The organism is Acinetobacter sp. AC1-2 (assembly GCF_016124155.1).
GTDB lineage: Bacteria > Pseudomonadota > Gammaproteobacteria > Pseudomonadales > Moraxellaceae > Acinetobacter > Acinetobacter calcoaceticus.
In genome coordinates, this window is record NZ_JABFFO010000007.1 from 1 (window position 1) to 17,859 (window position 17,859).

Here is a 17,859-nt window from a genome sequence, read left to right on the forward strand (position 1 = left end):
AATCTTTCGCTTCACCGCCGTAAGTTTTTGCACAAATAGTTGCAATCGCAGCAGTTAAAGTTGTTTTACCATGGTCAACGTGACCGATTGTGCCCACGTTTACGTGTGGCTTATTACGTTCAAACTTGGCTTTAGCCATGATGATCTTCCTTTATAAACTGCTCATGCAGGGTCACTGCACGAGCGCTTGGTTTTAACTAAGAATTAGTTTGGGCTTATAGTAATCGAAAGATTACTCGTCGTCACCTTTTTTACCGCCAGTCTGGAACTTAGCGATGATGCCTTCAGCCACGTTACGTGGAGTTTCAGCGTATTTAGCGAATTCCATAGAATAAGTCGCACGACCTTGAGACATAGAACGCATTTGAGTCGCGTAACCAAACATCTCAGCCAATGGAACTTCTGCTTTAATTGCTTTTGTTCCACCAGGAAGATCATCCATACCTTGAACCATACCACGACGACGGTTTAAGTCACCCATGATATCGCCCATGTAGTCTTCTGGAGTTTCTACTTCAACTTTCATGATTGGTTCAAGAAGGATAGGATCAGCTTTCATGAAACCGTCACGGAAAGCGTACGAACCAGCCATTTTGAACGACAATTCATCAGAGTCGACATCATGGTAAGAACCATCGAATAATGTCGCTTTGATACCCACAACAGGGTAACCAGCTAATACACCATTCTTCATACGTTCTTGAATACCTTTGTCAACCGCACCAAAGAATTCTTTAGGTACAGTACCGCCGACAACTTCTTCAGCGAATTGGTATTCTTTACCAGCTTCTTCAACATCCATAGGCTCTAAACGAACATATACATGACCGAATTTACCTTTACCACCTGTTTGACGAACGAACTTACCTTCTTGCTCAACAGTCTTTTTGATTGTTTCGCGGTAAGCAACCATTGGTTTACCAATGTTCGCTTCAACACCGAATTCACGCTTCATACGGTCAACGATGATGTCAAGGTGAAGCTCACCCATACCAGCAATAATTGTTTGACCAGATTCTTCGTCTGTACGAACGCGGAACGATGGATCTTCTTTAGCCAAACGACCTAAAGCAATTGACATTTTTTCTTGGTCAGCTTTAGTTTTTGGTTCAACAGCCAATGAAATTACTGGCTCTGGGAATTCCATACGCTCAAGTGTAATGATGTTTTTCTCATCACATAATGTATCACCAGTAGTAACGTCTTTAAGACCTACACACGCTGCGATATCACCTGCACGGATTTCATCAAGATCTTGACGTTCGTTCGCATGCATTTGCACGATACGACCGATACGTTCACGCTTAGATTTAACTGGGTTATAAACCGGATCACCTTGTTTAAGAACACCAGAATAAACACGTACGAATGTTAAGTTACCTACGAACTTGTCGTTCATGATTTTGAACGCTAACGCAGAGAACGGAGCTTCGTCAGATGCTTCACGAGACGCTTTAGTTTCGTCTTTGTCGTCAAGGATACCTTCGATCGCTTTAACTTCTGTAGGTGATGGTAAGAATTCAATTACAGCATCCAACATACGTTGAACACCTTTGTTTTTGAACGCAGAACCACAAAGCATTACTTGAATTTCAGAAGCTAATGTACGAGCACGTAAACCTGCAATGATCTCTTCTTTAGAAAGATCACCTTCTTCAAGGTACTTGTCCATTAATTCTTCAGAAGCTTCAGCCGCAGCTTCAACCATTTTGGTACGCCATTCATTAGACGTATCAACTAGGTCAGCTGGAATTTCAGCATATTCAAACTTCATACCTTGAGATGCTTCATCCCAGATAATCGCTTTCATTTCGATAAGGTCAACAACACCTGCAAACGTATCTTCTGCACCAATTGGCACAACGATAGGTACAGGATTACCACCTAAACGAGTTTTAACTTGCTCAACAGCACGGAAGAAGTTTGCACCAGTACGGTCCATCTTGTTCACGAATGCTAAACGAGGCACTTTATATTTGTTTGCTTGACGCCATACAGTTTCAGACTGAGGTTGTACGCCACCAACTGCACAGTAAACCATGCACGCACCGTCAAGAACACGCATAGAACGTTCAACTTCGATTGTGAAGTCTACGTGTCCCGGGGTGTCAATTACGTTGATACGGTGTTGTTCGAATTGGTTACCCATACCAGACCAGAAACAAGTCGTAGCAGCCGAGGTAATTGTAATACCGCGCTCTTGCTCTTGTTCCATCCAGTCCATTGTTGCTGCACCATCGTGTACTTCACCAATTTTGTGAGATACACCTGTGTAGAACAAAATACGTTCTGTTGTAGTTGTTTTACCTGCGTCGATGTGCGCAGAAATACCGATGTTGCGGTAATTACTAATTGGGGTTTGGCGAGCCATGAGGTCTACATTCCTAAATGTTATATTTAAAACAGGACGCATCAATTAGATTGATGCGTACAAATATCCAAGCAGGCAACTTAAATACCCGCAAAGCTCCCACTTTGATAAAGAGCAATGTTGAATCGAGCTGCTGTACGCATGAATATTCTCCTGATTAGGGACTGTTTTATCCGCTTAGAAACGGTAGTGAGAGAAGGCTTTGTTGGCTTCAGCCATACGATGCACGTCTTCACGTTTTTTGATTGCTGAACCTTTACCTTCAGCTGCATCAAGCAACTCACCAGCAAGACGTAAAGCCATCGTTTTTTCAGAACGCTTAGCAGCAGCATCTACTAACCAACGCATTGCTAAGGCAGTACGACGGGATGGGCGTACTTCCATAGGTACTTGATAAGTAGCACCACCAACACGGCGTGCTTTTACTTCGACCATAGGACGAACTTTTTCAAGAGTAGTCTCGAAAAATTCAACTGGGTCTACTTTGTTTTTTTCTTGAACACGTTCTAAAGCACCGTAAACGATACCTTCAGCAACAGATTTTTTACCATCTTGCATTACGTGGTTCATGAATTTAGCGATTGTTTGGCTGCTAAATTTTGGATCTGGAAGGATCTCACGAGCAGCGACTACGCGACGTCTTGGCATTTTAATACACCTAATAATATGACACTTCAGGATAATCCAGCAGTTTGTACAAGTGTCATGTACACGACGCTGGCCTTACTATACGTCGCTTGAATTACAAAACTATGAAGAATTCAAACAAGCGAAACGCTAAAGGGCTTATTGGACTAGTTTCCTAGAATTACTTCTTAGGACGCTTAGTACCGTATTTAGAACGTGATTGATTACGATCTTTAACACCAGCACAGTCTAATGAACCACGAACGGTATGGTAACGTACACCTGGTAAGTCTTTAACACGACCACCACGGATAAGAACAACACTGTGCTCTTGTAGGTTATGACCTTCACCACCGATGTAGCTAGATACTTCAAAACCTGAAGTTAAGCGAACACGGCAAACCTTACGCATAGCTGAGTTAGGTTTTTTTGGTGTAGTTGTATAAACACGTGTACAAACACCACGACGTTGTGGACAAGCCTTCAACGCAGGAACTTTGGATTTTTCAACCAAAGTCGTACGACCCTTACGGATCAACTGATTCGTTGTTGCCATATGGCAATTCTCCCGTTATTAAAAAACCTTAAAAAGAAATACCTCTTTTTAAGGGCACATAATTGTAAGCTAAGATGCAAAAATGGTCAACACGGCAATACTTACCAAATGTTGACCATATCAATCTTTGACAGGATAACTTACAAATTTAAATAGAGTTCAGATTTTATTTTTAAACCTCTTATTTGTAAGCGTATTGTTAAGAGTATTTTTTATCATCCAGCTCCTCCTCATCTTCCTCTGGAGCTAAAGCTGGTTTTTGTTCAGTATGCTCATGTTCCTCTACATGTTTATCGACAAGTTGCTCGATACCCTGATGAACATTTTCCTGAATTTTCTCTTCACTCTTTTTACCTTCAGTACTCTTTAAGACAATAGATACTTTTGAAATTACATCATGATTTTCTACTTTATGATGATGCTCAGCGTGAATATTGCCGTCTTCACCAACATTTAAAAGACGTGGACTGGCTTTCTGAATAAGTGTAACCGCAGCATAATAAGCCTGTAGCGGAGATAAATGCTCACTTGGATGTTCATTTAAATAATGTCTTGCAGCTCCAAAGATAGCTTGTGCTTTGTGACCAACATCTTCTTGTAGTTTCCAGCTATATACTGCGCTTAAAACAGCACCAGCAACTGGTGTAACTTTACCAAAGGTTGAGAGCTTCGGAATACGATTTAACCACCCCCATTTAAACTCCCCGTCTTCATCAACTAACCAGTTCTTTAAAGTATCTAAATCGGTAGTTGAACCTAGCACCTGCTGAAATTGATGAATATCTTGTGTTTCCAACATATTTCGTAATGTTTTTAAAGCTAACAATAGCGTTTGCTTTTCAGCAATCAGACTAATATCAACTTCTTTAAAGATAAACTCGACAACATCTTGGTCAGTAACTTCTTGAAGGTCAAAGCCATGTGATCTTCCTGTCTGATAAATTGTTCTTAAAACTAAGACGAGTGAAACAGGAACATCTACAGCTGCACCAACCACACCGGACACGCCTGTGATTGCCCCTTGTATTGTCGCAATTAATTTGTTTTGTTCAATAAGCGCCTGACTTAAACGTTGAGAACGACCCGTATCCTTAGTTAGTTCAAACAAATCTTTAGCACCCGCTTCTTCCAAGATTTTTTCAGTTAAGGTGCTTTTTGAACTAAAGTCATTCAACCAATCAAATAAATAGCCTGAGACTTTTTGATCCCAATCTGGGGAAAGAAATGTAGCCACACCATTTACTTTTGTAAAATGCCGTCCAAAGACCTGACGAGTTACTTTCGGTAACTGTTCTCGAAGCATTTGTTGAGGACTTTCATATTGCTCAACTTCAAATGGGCTTTTTGTTCTCGATTTACCTTCAACCGTTTTACCAGTTGGAATTGGTTCAATTACCTTACTTACATCACCTGATTGGTTCTGTTGCAAGATACTCAATCCTGTAGAACTGAGCTTTTTAGCCACTCCGAAGACCTGAGAAAACAAATTGTCAGATTGATTATTATTGAATTTTGTCATCAAGTACCTCGATTTTTTAATTTATCTAATTAGACACAAATACTAGGTGGAATGTGGATTTATCTCAACTTGTATGTGTGTATTTTAGTTAACCCTAAATGCAACATACCATGTATTTAGTTATTTTTTTAAATGTAAAATTGTCATAAAGATTTGCCATAAGAAATAAAAATCCTTTCTGCTATCATGTTAACAACGAAAAAACATGAGTCTTGTTTTCTTATAGCTATATTCTCCTATTCATTTTCATAGCTGTTGATCACGATAGACTCTTAATATCACCATAAAGGGACCTGTAGATGAAACGTGTTGTAATCACTGGTATGGGTATTAACTCATGTATCGGTAACTCTTTAGAAGCAGTTACTCATTCACTTCAAAACGGAATCTCCGGGACACGTTTTAACCCAACTTATGCTGAACTCAATTTTAAAAGTCATGTGAGCGCTGCTGCAGAACAAGATTTTGATCATATTGATCGTAAGTTAAAACGCTTTATGGGCGTATGTGCAATGTACGCTTACAATGCTGCTGTAGCTGCTGTTGAACATGCAGGACTTACTGCTGAGCAAATCGGTGGTAATCCACGTTACGGTATCGCAGGCGGTTCAGGTGGTGGTTCAACTGCATCTGTTGTTGAAATGACAGAGCTTTTAGAGACTAAAGGTGCACGTAAAGTAGGACCTTTCTTCGTACCACGCAACATGTCAAACACGATTACTGCAAACGTAGGTGTTGCATTTAAATTGCAAGGTATTGCTCATACTATTACGAGTGCTTGTGCAACTTCTGCTGACGCAATTGGTTATGCATACAACCTTATTCAACTTGGCAAACAAGATCTTATGCTTGCTGGTGGTGGTGAAGAAGATCATTGGTCTCAAAGTTTATTATTTGATGCAATGGGTGCGCTTTGCTCGAAATATAATGAAACTCCAGAAACAGCATCTCGTCCATATTCAGCAGACCGCGACGGTTTCGTTATTGCTGGCGGTGGTGGTTTTGTCGTACTTGAATCACTTGAACACGCTCAAGCACGTGGTGCCAACATTTTAGCTGAAGTCGTTGGTTATGCTGCAAACAGCGATGGTGCAGACATGGTTGCTCCAAGTGGTGAAGGTGCTACACGTTGTGTATTAATGGCACTTGAAGAAGCTAAACAACATGGCGTAGACAAAATTGACTATGTAAATACACATGGTACCTCTACTCCAGCTGGTGACATTACAGAACTTAAAGCAATGGAACGTGCATTTGGTGAAGGCAATGTACCTCCTCTTAGCTCAACTAAATCTATGACAGGTCATAGCTTAGGTGCAGCTGGTGTACAAGAAGCCATTTACTCAGTTCTAATGATGCAAAATGACTTTATTGCACCAAATATTAATGTGACTGAACTAGATGAAGGCGCAAAACCTTTTGATATCGTACTTGAAAAACGTGATGCAAAATTGAATACTGTAATGAGTAACAGTTTTGGCTTTGGCGGTGTTAACGCTTGCCTTATTTTCAAAAAGTGGGATGCATAATCCCACCTAGGATTATCGATGGATGCACCTTCTGATGCTTTTTTGTGGGTAAAAGCATTACATATTATTGCTGTGGTTTGTTGGTTCGCTGCTTTGTTCTACTTACCACGTCTATATGTTTACCATGCCATGAGTGAAGATGCTGCTAGTCATCAACGCTTTGAAATAATGGAACGTAAGTTGTATCGCGGAATTATGTGGCCTTCTATGATTGCCACATTAATTACCGCCCATTTTCTTGTCGAATGGGGCGATGCAACTCGACATTACCATCAGGCAACATGGTTTTATCTTAAAGTTGCTTTAGTCGCTTTATTAGTCATCTACCATTTGGTATGTGGCTACTATCGTAAAAAACTTATCGGAAATGCACACTATAAATCACATAAGTTCTGGCGTTTCTTTAATGAAATGCCAACTTTAATCTTATTTGCTGTAGTGATTTTAGTTGTCGTAAAGCCTCAGTTTTAACTGGGGCTTTTGCTTTTCCGAGCAATTTCTTTAATTTAGACAATAAAAACTCGCAGAGTTATCCCTCTATTTAACTTTTTTCAATCAAAAGCATAAAATCAATGCTCTCTTAAAGTTATACCCAATGAGTAAATCCGACCCTTTATTTAATAATGCGTAATCTGTACTATCCTAAAGAAATAGATGAACTCATTTAATGGCAAAGCTATGCTAACCCTTACTGCCCTTAAACACTCAACCCAACAACAATTTATACTTCTTACACTTTTTATTTTTCGTCACTTAAAAAACTATCCCATCAGATATCTAACTGCTCAAGAAAAAGTATTAGCACAACTCGTTTTCGGTGACATGCTCAATTGTGAACAACCTAAAATTATTGCTACTCGTTATTTACCTTGGCAGTCTTGCGGTATTTTTATGGCACCAAATGGAAATATTTACGTCAACCCTTCCGATTACAGTAAAAATTACGCTCTAGAATCTAAATTTATGCAGGGTATTTTTATTCACGAACTCACTCATGTCATGCAATATCAAAAAGGTATTCATGTCCTACTTAAAGGTGCATTGTTGCAATCGGCCTATTATCTTAGCTTTAAAAATTACAATCCCTATAAATACACCTACTCTCCACACAAGGCGTTTAGCTCTTATAACATTGAACAACAAGGTGAAATTGCCCGTGACATTTGCTCTGGGAAAATCCCAAATATTATCTGTTCACCTCAACTTCATTTGTAACTAAATAATCAGTCTTTCTTTGAACGTAACATTTTTTGCTTAATGTAAATGAGAATTCTTATAAATCAGAAATACTTATCTAAACAAGAAAATCACGCTTACTTAATTCAAATTATTGAAAAAAATATAACGCGCTTATTCCAAATTGGCTTGTGATAAGGCAGTATACAAACAATAAAAATAATGAAGCCTGTTTCTATTCTATACAGAAAATCTCGTTATTTTTACGCAGAAAATATGTGATTGGTATATATTATTGATCTTGACATTTTTGTTTACTATTTTAATTGTTTACTATCGTATCATACACATCGTTGAAAAATTATATCTATAAAAATCAACACTGTGTGTATCTATATTCGTTATGATCTAGGATTAGGTTTGAATGAAAAGTTTTAAAGTTGCCCTTGCTCAGTTTTCTCCGCATATTGGCAATATTGACTCAAACACCAAAAAGATGATTGAGCAAGTGAATCAGGCGAAAAAACAAAACGCTGACCTGATTATTTTTCCCGAGCTTTCTGTTATTGGTTATCCAGCTGAAGACTTACTGTTACGTCCAAATTTAAATAAACGTATGCAAAAGGCTTTTGCTCAACTTGCCGAAATTAAAGATATTGTCATGGTTTTCGGATTTGTGAACCAGACAGAAGATGGTCAACGTTATAATTCTGCTGCTGTCATGAAAGATGGTCAAGTTTTGGGTGTTTTTAACAAACACAATTTACCAAACTATGGCGTCTTTGATGAAAAACGTTATTTCCAAAAAGGACATCAGCATTTGGTGTTTGAATATCTTGGACATAAGTTTGGCGTATTGATTTGTGAAGATATCTGGTCAATTAATACCGTAAAACAGTTAAGCCAATTAAATGTTGATACTGTTCTTGTATTAAATGCATCACCATACGAAGTCGGTAAACCACAGCACCGTACACAAACCTTAAGTGAACTTGCAAAACAACTTCATCTGAATATTGTTTACGTTAACCAAGTGGGTGGACAAGACGATTTAATTTTTGATGGCACAAGTTTTGTCAGTAACAAAAATGGTGAAATTGCTTTACAAGCACCAAGCTTTAAAGAAGACCTTTATATTGCTGAATTTGACCATAAAAATAAATCATTTAAAGTCACTGAATCTGCTCCTGCATTAGAAACTTTTGCAGAGATCTATCAAGGCTTAGTCATGGCCACACGTGATTACGTCGAGCGTTCAGGCTTCCCAGGTGTAATTTTAGGTTTATCTGGCGGTATTGACTCTGCCCTTACATTAGCTATTGCTGTTGATGCAATCGGTGCAGAAAAAGTACAAGCCGTAATGATGCCTTATACCTACACTTCTCAAATTAGTGTTGAAGATGCAGCAGAACAAGCTCGTCGTATGGGTGTGACTTTCGGTATTGCTGAAATACATTCAGTTGTAAATAGCTTTATGCAAACCTTGTATCCTTTCTTTGGCAACTCACCAGCAGATGCAACCGAAGAGAATTTACAAGCGCGCGCACGCGGCACATTACTCATGGGTTTATCAAATAAATTTGGTAATTTAGTACTCGCTACTGGCAACAAGTCTGAACTTTCAGTTGGCTACTGTACACTTTATGGTGATATGGTTGGTGGTTTTGCTGTTCTAAAAGATGTTTATAAAACGATCGTGTTTGAATTAGCTAAATACCGTAATAGCTTAAGTGAAACTCCTGTTATTCCTGAACGTGTTATTACTCGTCCACCTTCAGCAGAACTTCGCCCAGACCAAAAAGACCAAGACTCTTTACCTGCATATGATGTATTAGATGCCATTCTTTACGCATACATTGAAGAAGATTTAAGTCAGGCAGATATTATTGCCAAAGGTTTTGATAAAGAAGTAGTTGAAAAAGTTATCCGGTTAGTTGATCGTAATGAATATAAACGTCGTCAAGGCGCGATTGGGCCGAGAATTACTTCTCGTGCATTTAGTCGTGAACGACGTTATCCGATTGTCAACGGTTGGACAGCGAATGACTGAGCAGAAAAACTCATCAAAAACCACAGCACTTGCTCAAGCACTTTTGCTTGAGCAGGTGGAATTTTTCAAAAAACAATTATCTATAGAAAACTCACCTATTTATTTCCAGCAGTTCATTCAACTCTTTATGCAACATGCTGACGAAATCAAGCTTAATGAAGTGGTGGATTTAGAGCAACTACAAGCCGTTGTGAAACGCTATGCTTTTGAAATGCAGCTAGGTGCTGGTTTACTTGAGTTTATTGGGGAAATTGCTCAGCGTATTTATCTGTCTGCTATGAAGTCTCCAATTCAGCTACAAGATTTGGTATCTGACCACCAATTTGAAATGTGGCTCTCCAAATTTTTAGAAATGGAACATATTCCTCATTATCTCAACCAGTTTTTAAGAACTAGCCCCGCCGTTCAACAACTTTGCCAATATATTGCGACCTCGACCTTAGAACAGAAAATACCAAAATTTCTAAATGCATCTAGAGTAGATGACTATCATTTTGAATGGCAACATAAACTCAAAAAATTCTCTTTTTTACAACAACAACGTCTTGAGCATAAACTTGAAACTTGGATTGCCAGCTTTATTCACGAGCAACTCACAGAATTAAGTCTTTTGTCGACTGAAGATTTAGAAAGTCTTATACGACATGTCTGGGAAGATCTTAGACATAAAAAAATGTATGAGTTTATGAAACAGTTAACTCCTCTTGATGTTGAAGAGTTCTTTGTTTTAATTTACGAATATTGGAAAGAATTACGCCAGTCACAATTTATGCAAGATCTTATTTTGTATGGCGTAGAAGTTTTTTATGAATTTTACAAAGACGAGAGTTTATTTGAAGTATTAAGTGAGATTGGTTTAACCGAAACCGATTTACAAACTGAAGCTTTACGTTTTTACCCTAAAGTCATGAATGTCTTTAATGAGCACGGTATTTTAGAGCCGTTACTTCAAGCGATTTTAGCTCCTTTTTATCAAAGCCCAAAAACACTCGATATGATTGAAAAACATTTTAATGAGTAAAAAAAGACAAAAAGAAACCATGCATGAGCATGGTTTTTAAAATGGTGGCTATGACGAGACTTGAACTTGTGACCCCCGCATTATGAGTGCGGTGCTCTAACCAACTGAGCTACATAGCCGTAAACTGTGTGCGCATTATCTATAGTTCTACAGAACAGGTCAAGAGTTCAAAATCATTAAATTCCATCAAATGAACAAATAAGATTCAGATCACCTTTGTTTGTTCATTTTTTAGCAAATTTATATTTTAAATAATTGATCGACCAAAGAAATGTATTAAAAATCTAATACCAGTTTTTTATCTTTAGCTCTAGATACACAAATCATCATGCTCTTCTGTGAAGCCTTTTCTGCATCACTTAAGTATTGATCGAAATGCTCTACTTCACCATCCAAAATAACAGTTTCACATGTACCACATACGCCTTCACGACATAAGCATTCCACATCAATATTTAATGTTTTGATCACTTGTAAAATTGACTAGTTACTTTTGACTTCATTTCTTGATTAGACTTGCCAAGTACGTCTGTAAAAGCCTCTCCATCTTCAGGAACTGTTGAAGCAAGTCGTTCCCAATGAATGTATTCATCAAGGTAACAATGCTTATTACAACAATTAATCACAGCATCAATTATTGGTTTCAGTCCACATACATAGACATGTATTTCTTTAGATTGTAATGAAATTAATTCGCCTAAGTTAAGCACACAACTTTCTGCTTCAACATAGCTGAACACATGCTCTGTATGCTCTATTTTAGCTCATCTAACAAAGCTGCATGTTCAAGCTCACCGTAAGCCTCTGCCCCACGTGCTACGAGCTCATCTATTTGAGATAAGAATGGTAATACCCAATACCACCTGCAATTAAGATGCTTATTGCCTTAAGCTAACGGGAATAATTTTTTTAAATATAAATAAGCCAATGAAAAATCAAAAAACATCTCATCATTATAAAGTTGGTCTTCACAAACTGTGTTTAATCAGAAAATAAGCATAAAAAAAGACCACGCAGGAGCGTGGTCTATAAAATGGTGGCTATGACGAGACTTGAACTTGTGACCCCCGCATTATGAGTGCGGTGCTCTAACCAACTGAGCTACATAGCCTTAAACTGTGCGCGCATTATCTTAGTTTCTTTAATGCACGTCAAGAAAAATTTTAAATAAATTAGGTGAAGTGAGCCTATAAGCCGGGTTCTGTCGAGGATGGTCATTCCTCTAGGCGTACAATCACTCATACGCTCAAGCGACCTACCCGAATCCAGTACGGGCCGTACCTCAGGATTCCTATTTGGTCTTGCTTCTGGTGGGGTTTACCATGCCGTGAACTGTTGCCAGACACGCGGTGCGCTCTTACCGCACCCTTTCACCCTTACCTCACGAATGAGGCGGTCTACTCTCTGCTGCACTTTCCGTCGGCTTTCACCGCCCAGGCGTTACCTGGCACCCTGCCCTATGAAGCCCGGACTTTCCTCCCCTGCTTCAGTCACGAAGACCTCCACAGCAGCGACCATCCAGCTCACTTCAGGGGCGCATATTAACAAATTTATTTACTAATTGCTCGTGCTTTTTTGAGCAATTAATTTTTTATATTTGTCGAATAGCTGTTCTTCCGTTTCCTCATGCTCTGGATCTTTAGGAATACAATCTACAGGACAAAACAATTGGCATTGTGGTTGGTCATGATGACCAACGCATTCAGTGCACAAATCTGGATGAATTTCATAAATCACTTCACCCATGAAAATTGCTTCATTCGGGCAAACTGGTTCACAAACATCACAGTTTATGCATTCATCGGTGATATATAACGACACGTTACCAACCTTGTTGATGTTTACGTTCAAAGGCCTCAACCACAGCTTGCGGAACAAACTTGGTTACATCCCCTTTTAAACGAGCAATTTCCCGAATCAATGTCGAAGAAATAAAAGAGTACTGCTCAGATGGTGTTAAAAACACCGCTTCAAAATGTGGGTCAAGTTGACGGTTCATATTGGCAAGTTGAAATTCATATTCAAAATCAGAAACCGCTCTTAAACCACGAAGTACTGCGGTTGCCTTTTGTTCTTTGAAAAAATTAACCAGTAAACCATCGAAGCCTACAAATTCAACATTTGATAGATGGCTTAAAGATGATTGTGCCAGTTCAACTCTTTCTTCTAGACTGAACAAGGGGTTCTTATGATGTCCAATTGCAATTGCTACTACAACCTCATCAAACATTCTTGATGCTCTAGTAACTAAATCAACGTGTCCATTCGTGATGGGGTCAAATGTTCCAGGATAAATTACACGCGTTTTAGACATCCGCTAGTACTCTAATTGTATTGTGAACCTATTTTAGCAAAAGTTATACATGAGGCGAAATATTCATGTGCAGGAAAAACTTCACCTTAGCATCAGTTTACGGCACAATAGGCATAATTGTGGAAGTTTGAATTATGGCGAAAGCAACAGTAGTGAAAAAACACAATGGCGGAACAATCGCACAAAATAAACGTGCCCGTCATGATTATTTTATCGAAGAAAAATTTGAAGCGGGTATGTCACTTCAAGGTTGGGAAGTAAAATCCTTACGTGCTGGGCGTATGACTTTGACGGAAAGTTATGTCATTTTCAAGAATGGCGAAGCATTTTTACTTGGCTCACAAATTCAGCCTTTATTATCGGCTTCGACCCATGTGGTACCTGAAGCAACACGCACCCGTAAGTTATTGCTCTCCCGACGTCAGCTTGAACACCTAATGGGCGCAGTTAACCAAAAAGGTTACTCATGTGTTCCTTTGGCGTGTTACTGGAAAGGTCACTTGGTTAAACTTGAAATTGCGCTTGTGAAAGGTAAACAGCTTCACGACAAACGTGCAACTGAAAAAGACCGTGACTGGCAACGTGATAAAGCTCGTATATTTCATAAGTAATAAAAAAACCTTTAAAGTTAACTTTAAAGGTTTTTTTATGTCACTTTGAATTTAGCAGAATTTTAAATTGCCATAACAGTTTGGCGCAAAAGATTGATTTTTAAGTTGTAAATCTTTCAATGGAAAATTCACAATCGTATTGGGTAATTTAACCTCACCAACTGCTAAGTCTTCACCAAACAAACAATTTAAAAGATTACATCTCACTGGGTTTGCAGTTAAATAACCACTAATTGGACCTACCACCTGCTTTAAAACATCATTAGTTATTTCAATTTGTTTACTTGGCGTAACATTGCCAATATCAATTTCATCATCAAAAGCCATCCACCACCCCCGTTCTGCTGCTGCATCTGCACCTGGCCAAAATATTTGTTGGCCTTGCAAAGAAAGTGAGAAAGGATTGTTTAATTCAATTTTATGAATAAATCCTAAATTTTGATCAACTGTGAGTGCTGCTCTTAATCCGGTAATGCTGCCCGTTACATTTTTTTGTAAATTTAATAGACCAAGTGCTGCATTAATAGAAGCTTTCAGATCTCCAGAGAAATTAAGCTGATCGATATTTGCTACCCCGTTCAGCATGACATTATTCATTCGTGAACCAGAAATCACTTGCCCGTTGATCACAATAGGTGCAGTGGTCTGTTGTAATTGCAAATTATAATCAGACGAGTTAAACCCTAAAGGAATACAAATCCCGATACATGCATTAACAGTCCCATCAATGGTCTTGCCTGTATCTTGATAAGACATATTACGAGCAGCGGTATAAGCTAAACCAGTGGTATCTTTAATTTTCATGTAACCACTTAAGCTATTAATTCCATTTGGTGTTTCTGAATTTTCAAGCCCCATAGTCAGCAGTCCCATAACCTTTTCAGCACTTAAACGAAAACCTTTAATTTCTCTTAAAGCTGCGCTGTCTGGATTTTTAATTGCAAATTCAATAAAGGGATTACTAAAAACAGCAGAAGAAGAAGCTCGCCCATCACTGGTATCACTTAAGCCACTTAAACTTAAGTTATCAATATCAATATCACACCCACCTAAACCGTTTACTCCCCCACATCCTAATTGCAACTTATTAACATTGGCATTTAATTCAAGATTTGCCTCTAAACCCAATTTATAAAAGCCAATATTTTGCTGGTTCATTGAAGCATCAGCTTGTTTTGGATCTGTATAGGTAAATGAAAATAATGCCTGAGCTTCAACTTTAGAAAGTTCCGAATCACTGAGAGGAACAAGATTTGCAGATTCTAAATTGGCGTAGCTTAAAGTAGCCCAACTTAGACAAAGAGCTGTTAGAAAAATTTTCATGATTATTCCATTTTTTTATTTATTAAGTTTTGGACATCATTATCCAAATAAACCATTTGGTAAAAAATAATCAAAAAGGAATAAAAAAAATACAACTTTTTTGTAATTAAAATAACAATTTAAAATTTATTTATATAAAATCAAATACTTATTTTAACTTATGCGATAAAGTAATCCAGCAATATATTCACCAAACCATTTAGCTGTATCTAAGTCACCTTGTGGGGGAGTAACTTCAACAGGGGCGTTATCTGACTGTGTCATTAAACCTAAACAACTCGATAGTCTATTTAAATCTTTTTCACTATGCCCTGTGGTCATTAAAGGTAAACCTGACCACAACATGCCATGTTGCATGGCAAAAATATTTAATTGTTGTAAGACCGCTAGTTTATCGCCACTCAATCCGCCCGAATTTGCAAAACCAGCCGCAAGCTTGCCTTGCCATAAGCGCTCTTTCCAACGCTTAGAAGTACTGTCCATAAACTTTTTAAAGTCGGCAGTCATACTTCCCATATAGGTAGGAGATCCGAAAATAATGCCTTGTGATGCATCAAGCGCATCCCAATCAATATGCTCAATATTCATTAGATGTACTTTTACCCCCATCACCTCTGCACCAGCAGCAATAGCGAAAGCTACCTTGGCGGTATGACCATATGGACTGTGGTAAACAATAGAGAGATGTTTTTCAGGCAAAGACATAAGATTAAAATTTTGAGCGATTTTTTCTATTTTATCATTTTATTAGCGCTTGCTAAACCTACATCTATAAATATGAAATACAAGTGTTTCAATACGGTTCACAATCGTAATATTTTCAAACTCAATAAAAACTCTCTTATTCTGTTTAATTACGACAAAATAAGAGAGTGAATTTACTTATGTTTATAAAGCTTATATAAAAACAAAGGTAGCCATACGTCCAGTCTTCGCATCACGGCGATAAGAAAAATAATCATCGCTCTGTTGATAAGAGCATTGATCTCCACCTAAAACCTGTTTCACACCTAGACTCTGCAAAATAAAACGTGCAATTGCATATAAATCTGCATGAAATTTATTTGGAGATGCCCCCTCAACAAAAGCTGTTTCTAACTCTGGATATTTATCACAAAAAGCAGCTTTTACTTCAGCCCCGATTTCAAAACAAGGTTGGCTAATCGCAGCTCCTAACCATGCCCAAGCTGGAGGGTTCTGCATAGCAGCAATCGTGTTTTCAACAATCCCACCCGCTAAACCACGCCAACCCGCATGCAAGTTTGCGACTTCCGTACCTTCGGCATTTCCTAACACGAGAGGTAAACAATCAGCGGTCATCATCATTAAAGCATGACCTTTGGTTTGAGTGACCAGACCATCACCGATTAATGCCTTAAAAGGAATTTGTTCATTTACTGTATGGCAAATCGTACTATGTGTTTGAGTCATCCATGTCATTTTTTTAACACCGAACTGGGCAAACTCATCTAACAATATCATGCGATGTTGCTGAACACGTTGTGCCTCATCGTTGACATGTAAAGCCAGATTAAAGCCAGACAACTCAAGTTGATCCGTTGGTAATGCCAAAGGATGTTGAACACGTGTCTGCCCTACAAATACACCTTGAGGTAATCCTTGAACAAATTCCATATACGCGTCCTTAATATGCAGCGTTTTCTGAACGTAACACATTCACTAAATGTGTAAAATCTTCAGGCCACGGCGCTTCAAATAGCATTTCTTCACCAGTACGAGGATGTTTTAAGCCCAATTTAGCTGCATGCAATGCTTGGCGTTTAAAACCACGTAAAGTGTCAATGAGTAATTCAGATGCCCCAGCAGGTACACGTACGCGGTTCATATAAATCTGATCGCCGATCAGTCCATAACCAATATAACTAAAGTGCACACGAATTTGATGAGTTCGGCCTGTTTCAAGACGAGCTTGTACACGAGTAAAATCTCTAAAGCGTTCTTTTACATTGTAATGGGTCACTGCATCGCGCCCACCCGGTAAAATCGCCATTTTCACACGGTCAACTGGATGACGTTTGATAGGTTCATCAATAGTACCGCCAGCAATAATATTTCCATAAACAACTAAGTCGTATACGCGGTAAACCGATTTATTTGCCAACTGTTTACTTAAAGAAAATTGTGCCTCAAGGCTCTTAGCAACGACTAACAAACCGCTGGTATCTTTATCAATACGATGTACTAGACCAGCGCGAGAAAGTTCCGACAATTTTGGGAAGTGGTAAAGCAAGGCATTCACTAAAGTTCCAGAACTATTGCCAGCCCCTGGATGCACCACCATACCGACTGGTTTATTGATGACTAAAATGTCGTCATCTTCATAGACAATATTAAGTGGAATGTTTTCAGGTTGGCTCGTGGTCTGAGCTTCGAGCTCAACTTCGAGTGTAAGCAGTTCGGTCCCTTCACAACGGTGCTTTGGCTTGACAATGTTACCATTCACCAACAGATGGCCATCCTTCAACCATTGTTTAAGCTTTTCACGTGAAAACTCATTCCACACCAAGGCTGCTACCTGATCGATACGTTGTCCCAGATAGCTTTCATCTAGCTGAACTTGCAACGATAAACGTGTTGCAGTTGTATCAGAAGTATGGTTATCTGCATCCTCAGAATCTTCAAGTAAATTGAAGTCGGTTTCAGATAAGTTTGTGTTTGAAGATTGTGCTGAAGTCATTTGATCATTGAGATAAAAGTGGTTTAATAGCGCAATTGTAGCTCATTGCCCAACATAACAGAGG

At 38.6% G+C, this 17,859-nt stretch carries 17 protein-coding genes, 2 tRNA genes, 1 other RNA gene and 1 pseudogene; 6 read left to right on the plus strand and 15 right to left on the minus strand.

Going from position 1 to position 17,859, the window contains the following annotated elements; genetic code table 11:
• The 5 genes from HL290_RS16460 to HL290_RS16480 form a co-directional block, all read right to left on the minus strand.
• On the minus strand, positions 1-139 hold a 139-nt coding region (locus HL290_RS16460; RefSeq protein ID WP_227545342.1), incomplete at its 3' end, for a GTP-binding protein.
• 93 nt (positions 140-232) lie between these two features.
• On the minus strand, positions 233-2,371 hold the full coding sequence (fusA, locus tag HL290_RS16465; RefSeq protein ID WP_004641624.1) for an elongation factor G: 2,139 nt from the start codon (positions 2,369-2,371) through the stop codon (positions 233-235).
• Positions 2,372-2,548: 177 nt separating this feature from the next.
• Entirely contained in the window at positions 2,549-3,019 is a 471-nt protein-coding gene (rpsG, locus tag HL290_RS16470; protein WP_003653285.1) for a 30S ribosomal protein S7, read from the minus strand.
• Positions 3,020-3,179: 160 nt separating this feature from the next.
• Positions 3,180-3,554, minus strand: coding sequence for a 30S ribosomal protein S12 (gene rpsL / locus HL290_RS16475; protein ID WP_002050319.1), 375 nt, complete (start codon positions 3,552-3,554; stop codon positions 3,180-3,182).
• 199 nt (positions 3,555-3,753) lie between these two features.
• The gene (locus tag HL290_RS16480) at positions 3,754-5,073 is read right to left on the minus strand and encodes an EcsC family protein (RefSeq protein WP_004641620.1); all 1,320 of its coding nucleotides are present in this window, start codon (positions 5,071-5,073) and stop codon (positions 3,754-3,756) included.
• A gap of 299 nt (positions 5,074-5,372) precedes the next feature.
• On the opposite strand from HL290_RS16480, the gene HL290_RS16485 reads away from it, so the two are divergent.
• The 5 genes from HL290_RS16485 to HL290_RS16505 all read left to right on the plus strand — a co-directional run bounded on the left by HL290_RS16485 (position 5,373) and on the right by HL290_RS16505 (position 10,849).
• Positions 5,373-6,602 carry a beta-ketoacyl synthase N-terminal-like domain-containing protein gene (locus tag HL290_RS16485; RefSeq protein ID WP_004641618.1) on the plus strand — a complete coding sequence of 410 codons (1,230 nt, stop codon included), beginning with the start codon at positions 5,373-5,375 and terminating at the stop codon, positions 6,600-6,602.
• 18 nt (positions 6,603-6,620) lie between these two features.
• Positions 6,621-7,073 carry a protoporphyrinogen oxidase HemJ gene (gene hemJ / locus HL290_RS16490; protein WP_004641616.1) on the plus strand — a complete coding sequence of 151 codons (453 nt, stop codon included), beginning with the start codon at positions 6,621-6,623 and terminating at the stop codon, positions 7,071-7,073.
• 183 nt (positions 7,074-7,256) lie between these two features.
• Positions 7,257-7,817 (plus strand): hypothetical protein, encoded by a 561-nt coding sequence (locus HL290_RS16495; RefSeq protein ID WP_198497034.1) that lies wholly within the window; start codon positions 7,257-7,259, stop codon positions 7,815-7,817.
• 385 nt (positions 7,818-8,202) lie between these two features.
• Positions 8,203-9,828, plus strand: a complete 1,626-nt coding sequence (locus HL290_RS16500) for an NAD+ synthase (protein ID WP_198497035.1) — start codon at positions 8,203-8,205, stop codon at positions 9,826-9,828.
• The gene (locus tag HL290_RS16505; protein WP_005048631.1) at positions 9,821-10,849 is read left to right on the plus strand and encodes a hypothetical protein; all 1,029 of its coding nucleotides are present in this window, start codon (positions 9,821-9,823) and stop codon (positions 10,847-10,849) included. The genes HL290_RS16500 and HL290_RS16505 overlap by 8 nt, the downstream gene beginning before the upstream one ends.
• 42 nt (positions 10,850-10,891) lie before the next feature.
• On the opposite strand, the gene HL290_RS16510 is transcribed toward HL290_RS16505, so the two are convergent.
• From HL290_RS16510 to coaD, 6 genes and pseudogenes are all read right to left on the minus strand, one after another.
• A tRNA-Met gene (locus HL290_RS16510) sits at positions 10,892-10,968 on the minus strand.
• A 157-nt stretch (positions 10,969-11,125) separates the two neighbouring features.
• Positions 11,126-11,725: pseudogene (gene cntB, locus HL290_RS18710) on the minus strand (carnitine monooxygenase, reductase subunit CntB); the annotation flags it as partial.
• 158 nt (positions 11,726-11,883) lie between these two features.
• Positions 11,884-11,960: transfer RNA gene (locus tag HL290_RS16520), tRNA-Met, on the minus strand.
• Positions 11,961-12,023: 63 nt separating this feature from the next.
• An RNA gene (gene rnpB, locus HL290_RS16525) (RNase P RNA component class A) lies at positions 12,024-12,379 on the minus strand.
• A 27-nt stretch (positions 12,380-12,406) separates the two neighbouring features.
• Complete coding sequence (locus tag HL290_RS16530) at positions 12,407-12,670, minus strand: YfhL family 4Fe-4S dicluster ferredoxin (protein WP_003653306.1); 264 nt, start codon at positions 12,668-12,670, stop codon at positions 12,407-12,409.
• A 1-nt stretch (position 12,671) separates the two neighbouring features.
• Positions 12,672-13,163 (minus strand): pantetheine-phosphate adenylyltransferase, encoded by a 492-nt coding sequence (coaD, locus tag HL290_RS16535; RefSeq protein ID WP_004641605.1) that lies wholly within the window; start codon positions 13,161-13,163, stop codon positions 12,672-12,674.
• Between the two features lie 134 nt (positions 13,164-13,297).
• Between coaD and smpB the strand changes: the two genes are divergently transcribed.
• Positions 13,298-13,774: an SsrA-binding protein SmpB gene (gene smpB, locus HL290_RS16540; protein ID WP_004641603.1), complete on the plus strand. Its 477-nt coding sequence runs from the start codon at positions 13,298-13,300 to the stop codon at positions 13,772-13,774.
• A gap of 51 nt (positions 13,775-13,825) precedes the next feature.
• On the opposite strand, the gene HL290_RS16545 is transcribed toward smpB, so the two are convergent.
• The 4 genes from HL290_RS16545 to rluD all read right to left on the minus strand — a co-directional run bounded on the left by HL290_RS16545 (position 13,826) and on the right by rluD (position 17,795).
• Entirely contained in the window at positions 13,826-15,097 is a 1,272-nt protein-coding gene (locus tag HL290_RS16545; protein WP_198497036.1) for a hypothetical protein, read from the minus strand.
• 153 nt (positions 15,098-15,250) lie between these two features.
• The gene (locus HL290_RS16550) at positions 15,251-15,802 is read right to left on the minus strand and encodes a flavodoxin family protein (RefSeq protein ID WP_004641600.1); all 552 of its coding nucleotides are present in this window, start codon (positions 15,800-15,802) and stop codon (positions 15,251-15,253) included.
• A gap of 192 nt (positions 15,803-15,994) precedes the next feature.
• Entirely contained in the window at positions 15,995-16,732 is a 738-nt protein-coding gene (gene pgeF / locus HL290_RS16555; protein WP_198497037.1) for a peptidoglycan editing factor PgeF, read from the minus strand.
• Between the two features lie 10 nt (positions 16,733-16,742).
• Positions 16,743-17,795: a 23S rRNA pseudouridine(1911/1915/1917) synthase RluD gene (gene rluD / locus HL290_RS16560; RefSeq protein ID WP_005042691.1), complete on the minus strand. Its 1,053-nt coding sequence runs from the start codon at positions 17,793-17,795 to the stop codon at positions 16,743-16,745.
• Between the last annotated feature and the right edge of the window lie 64 nt (positions 17,796-17,859).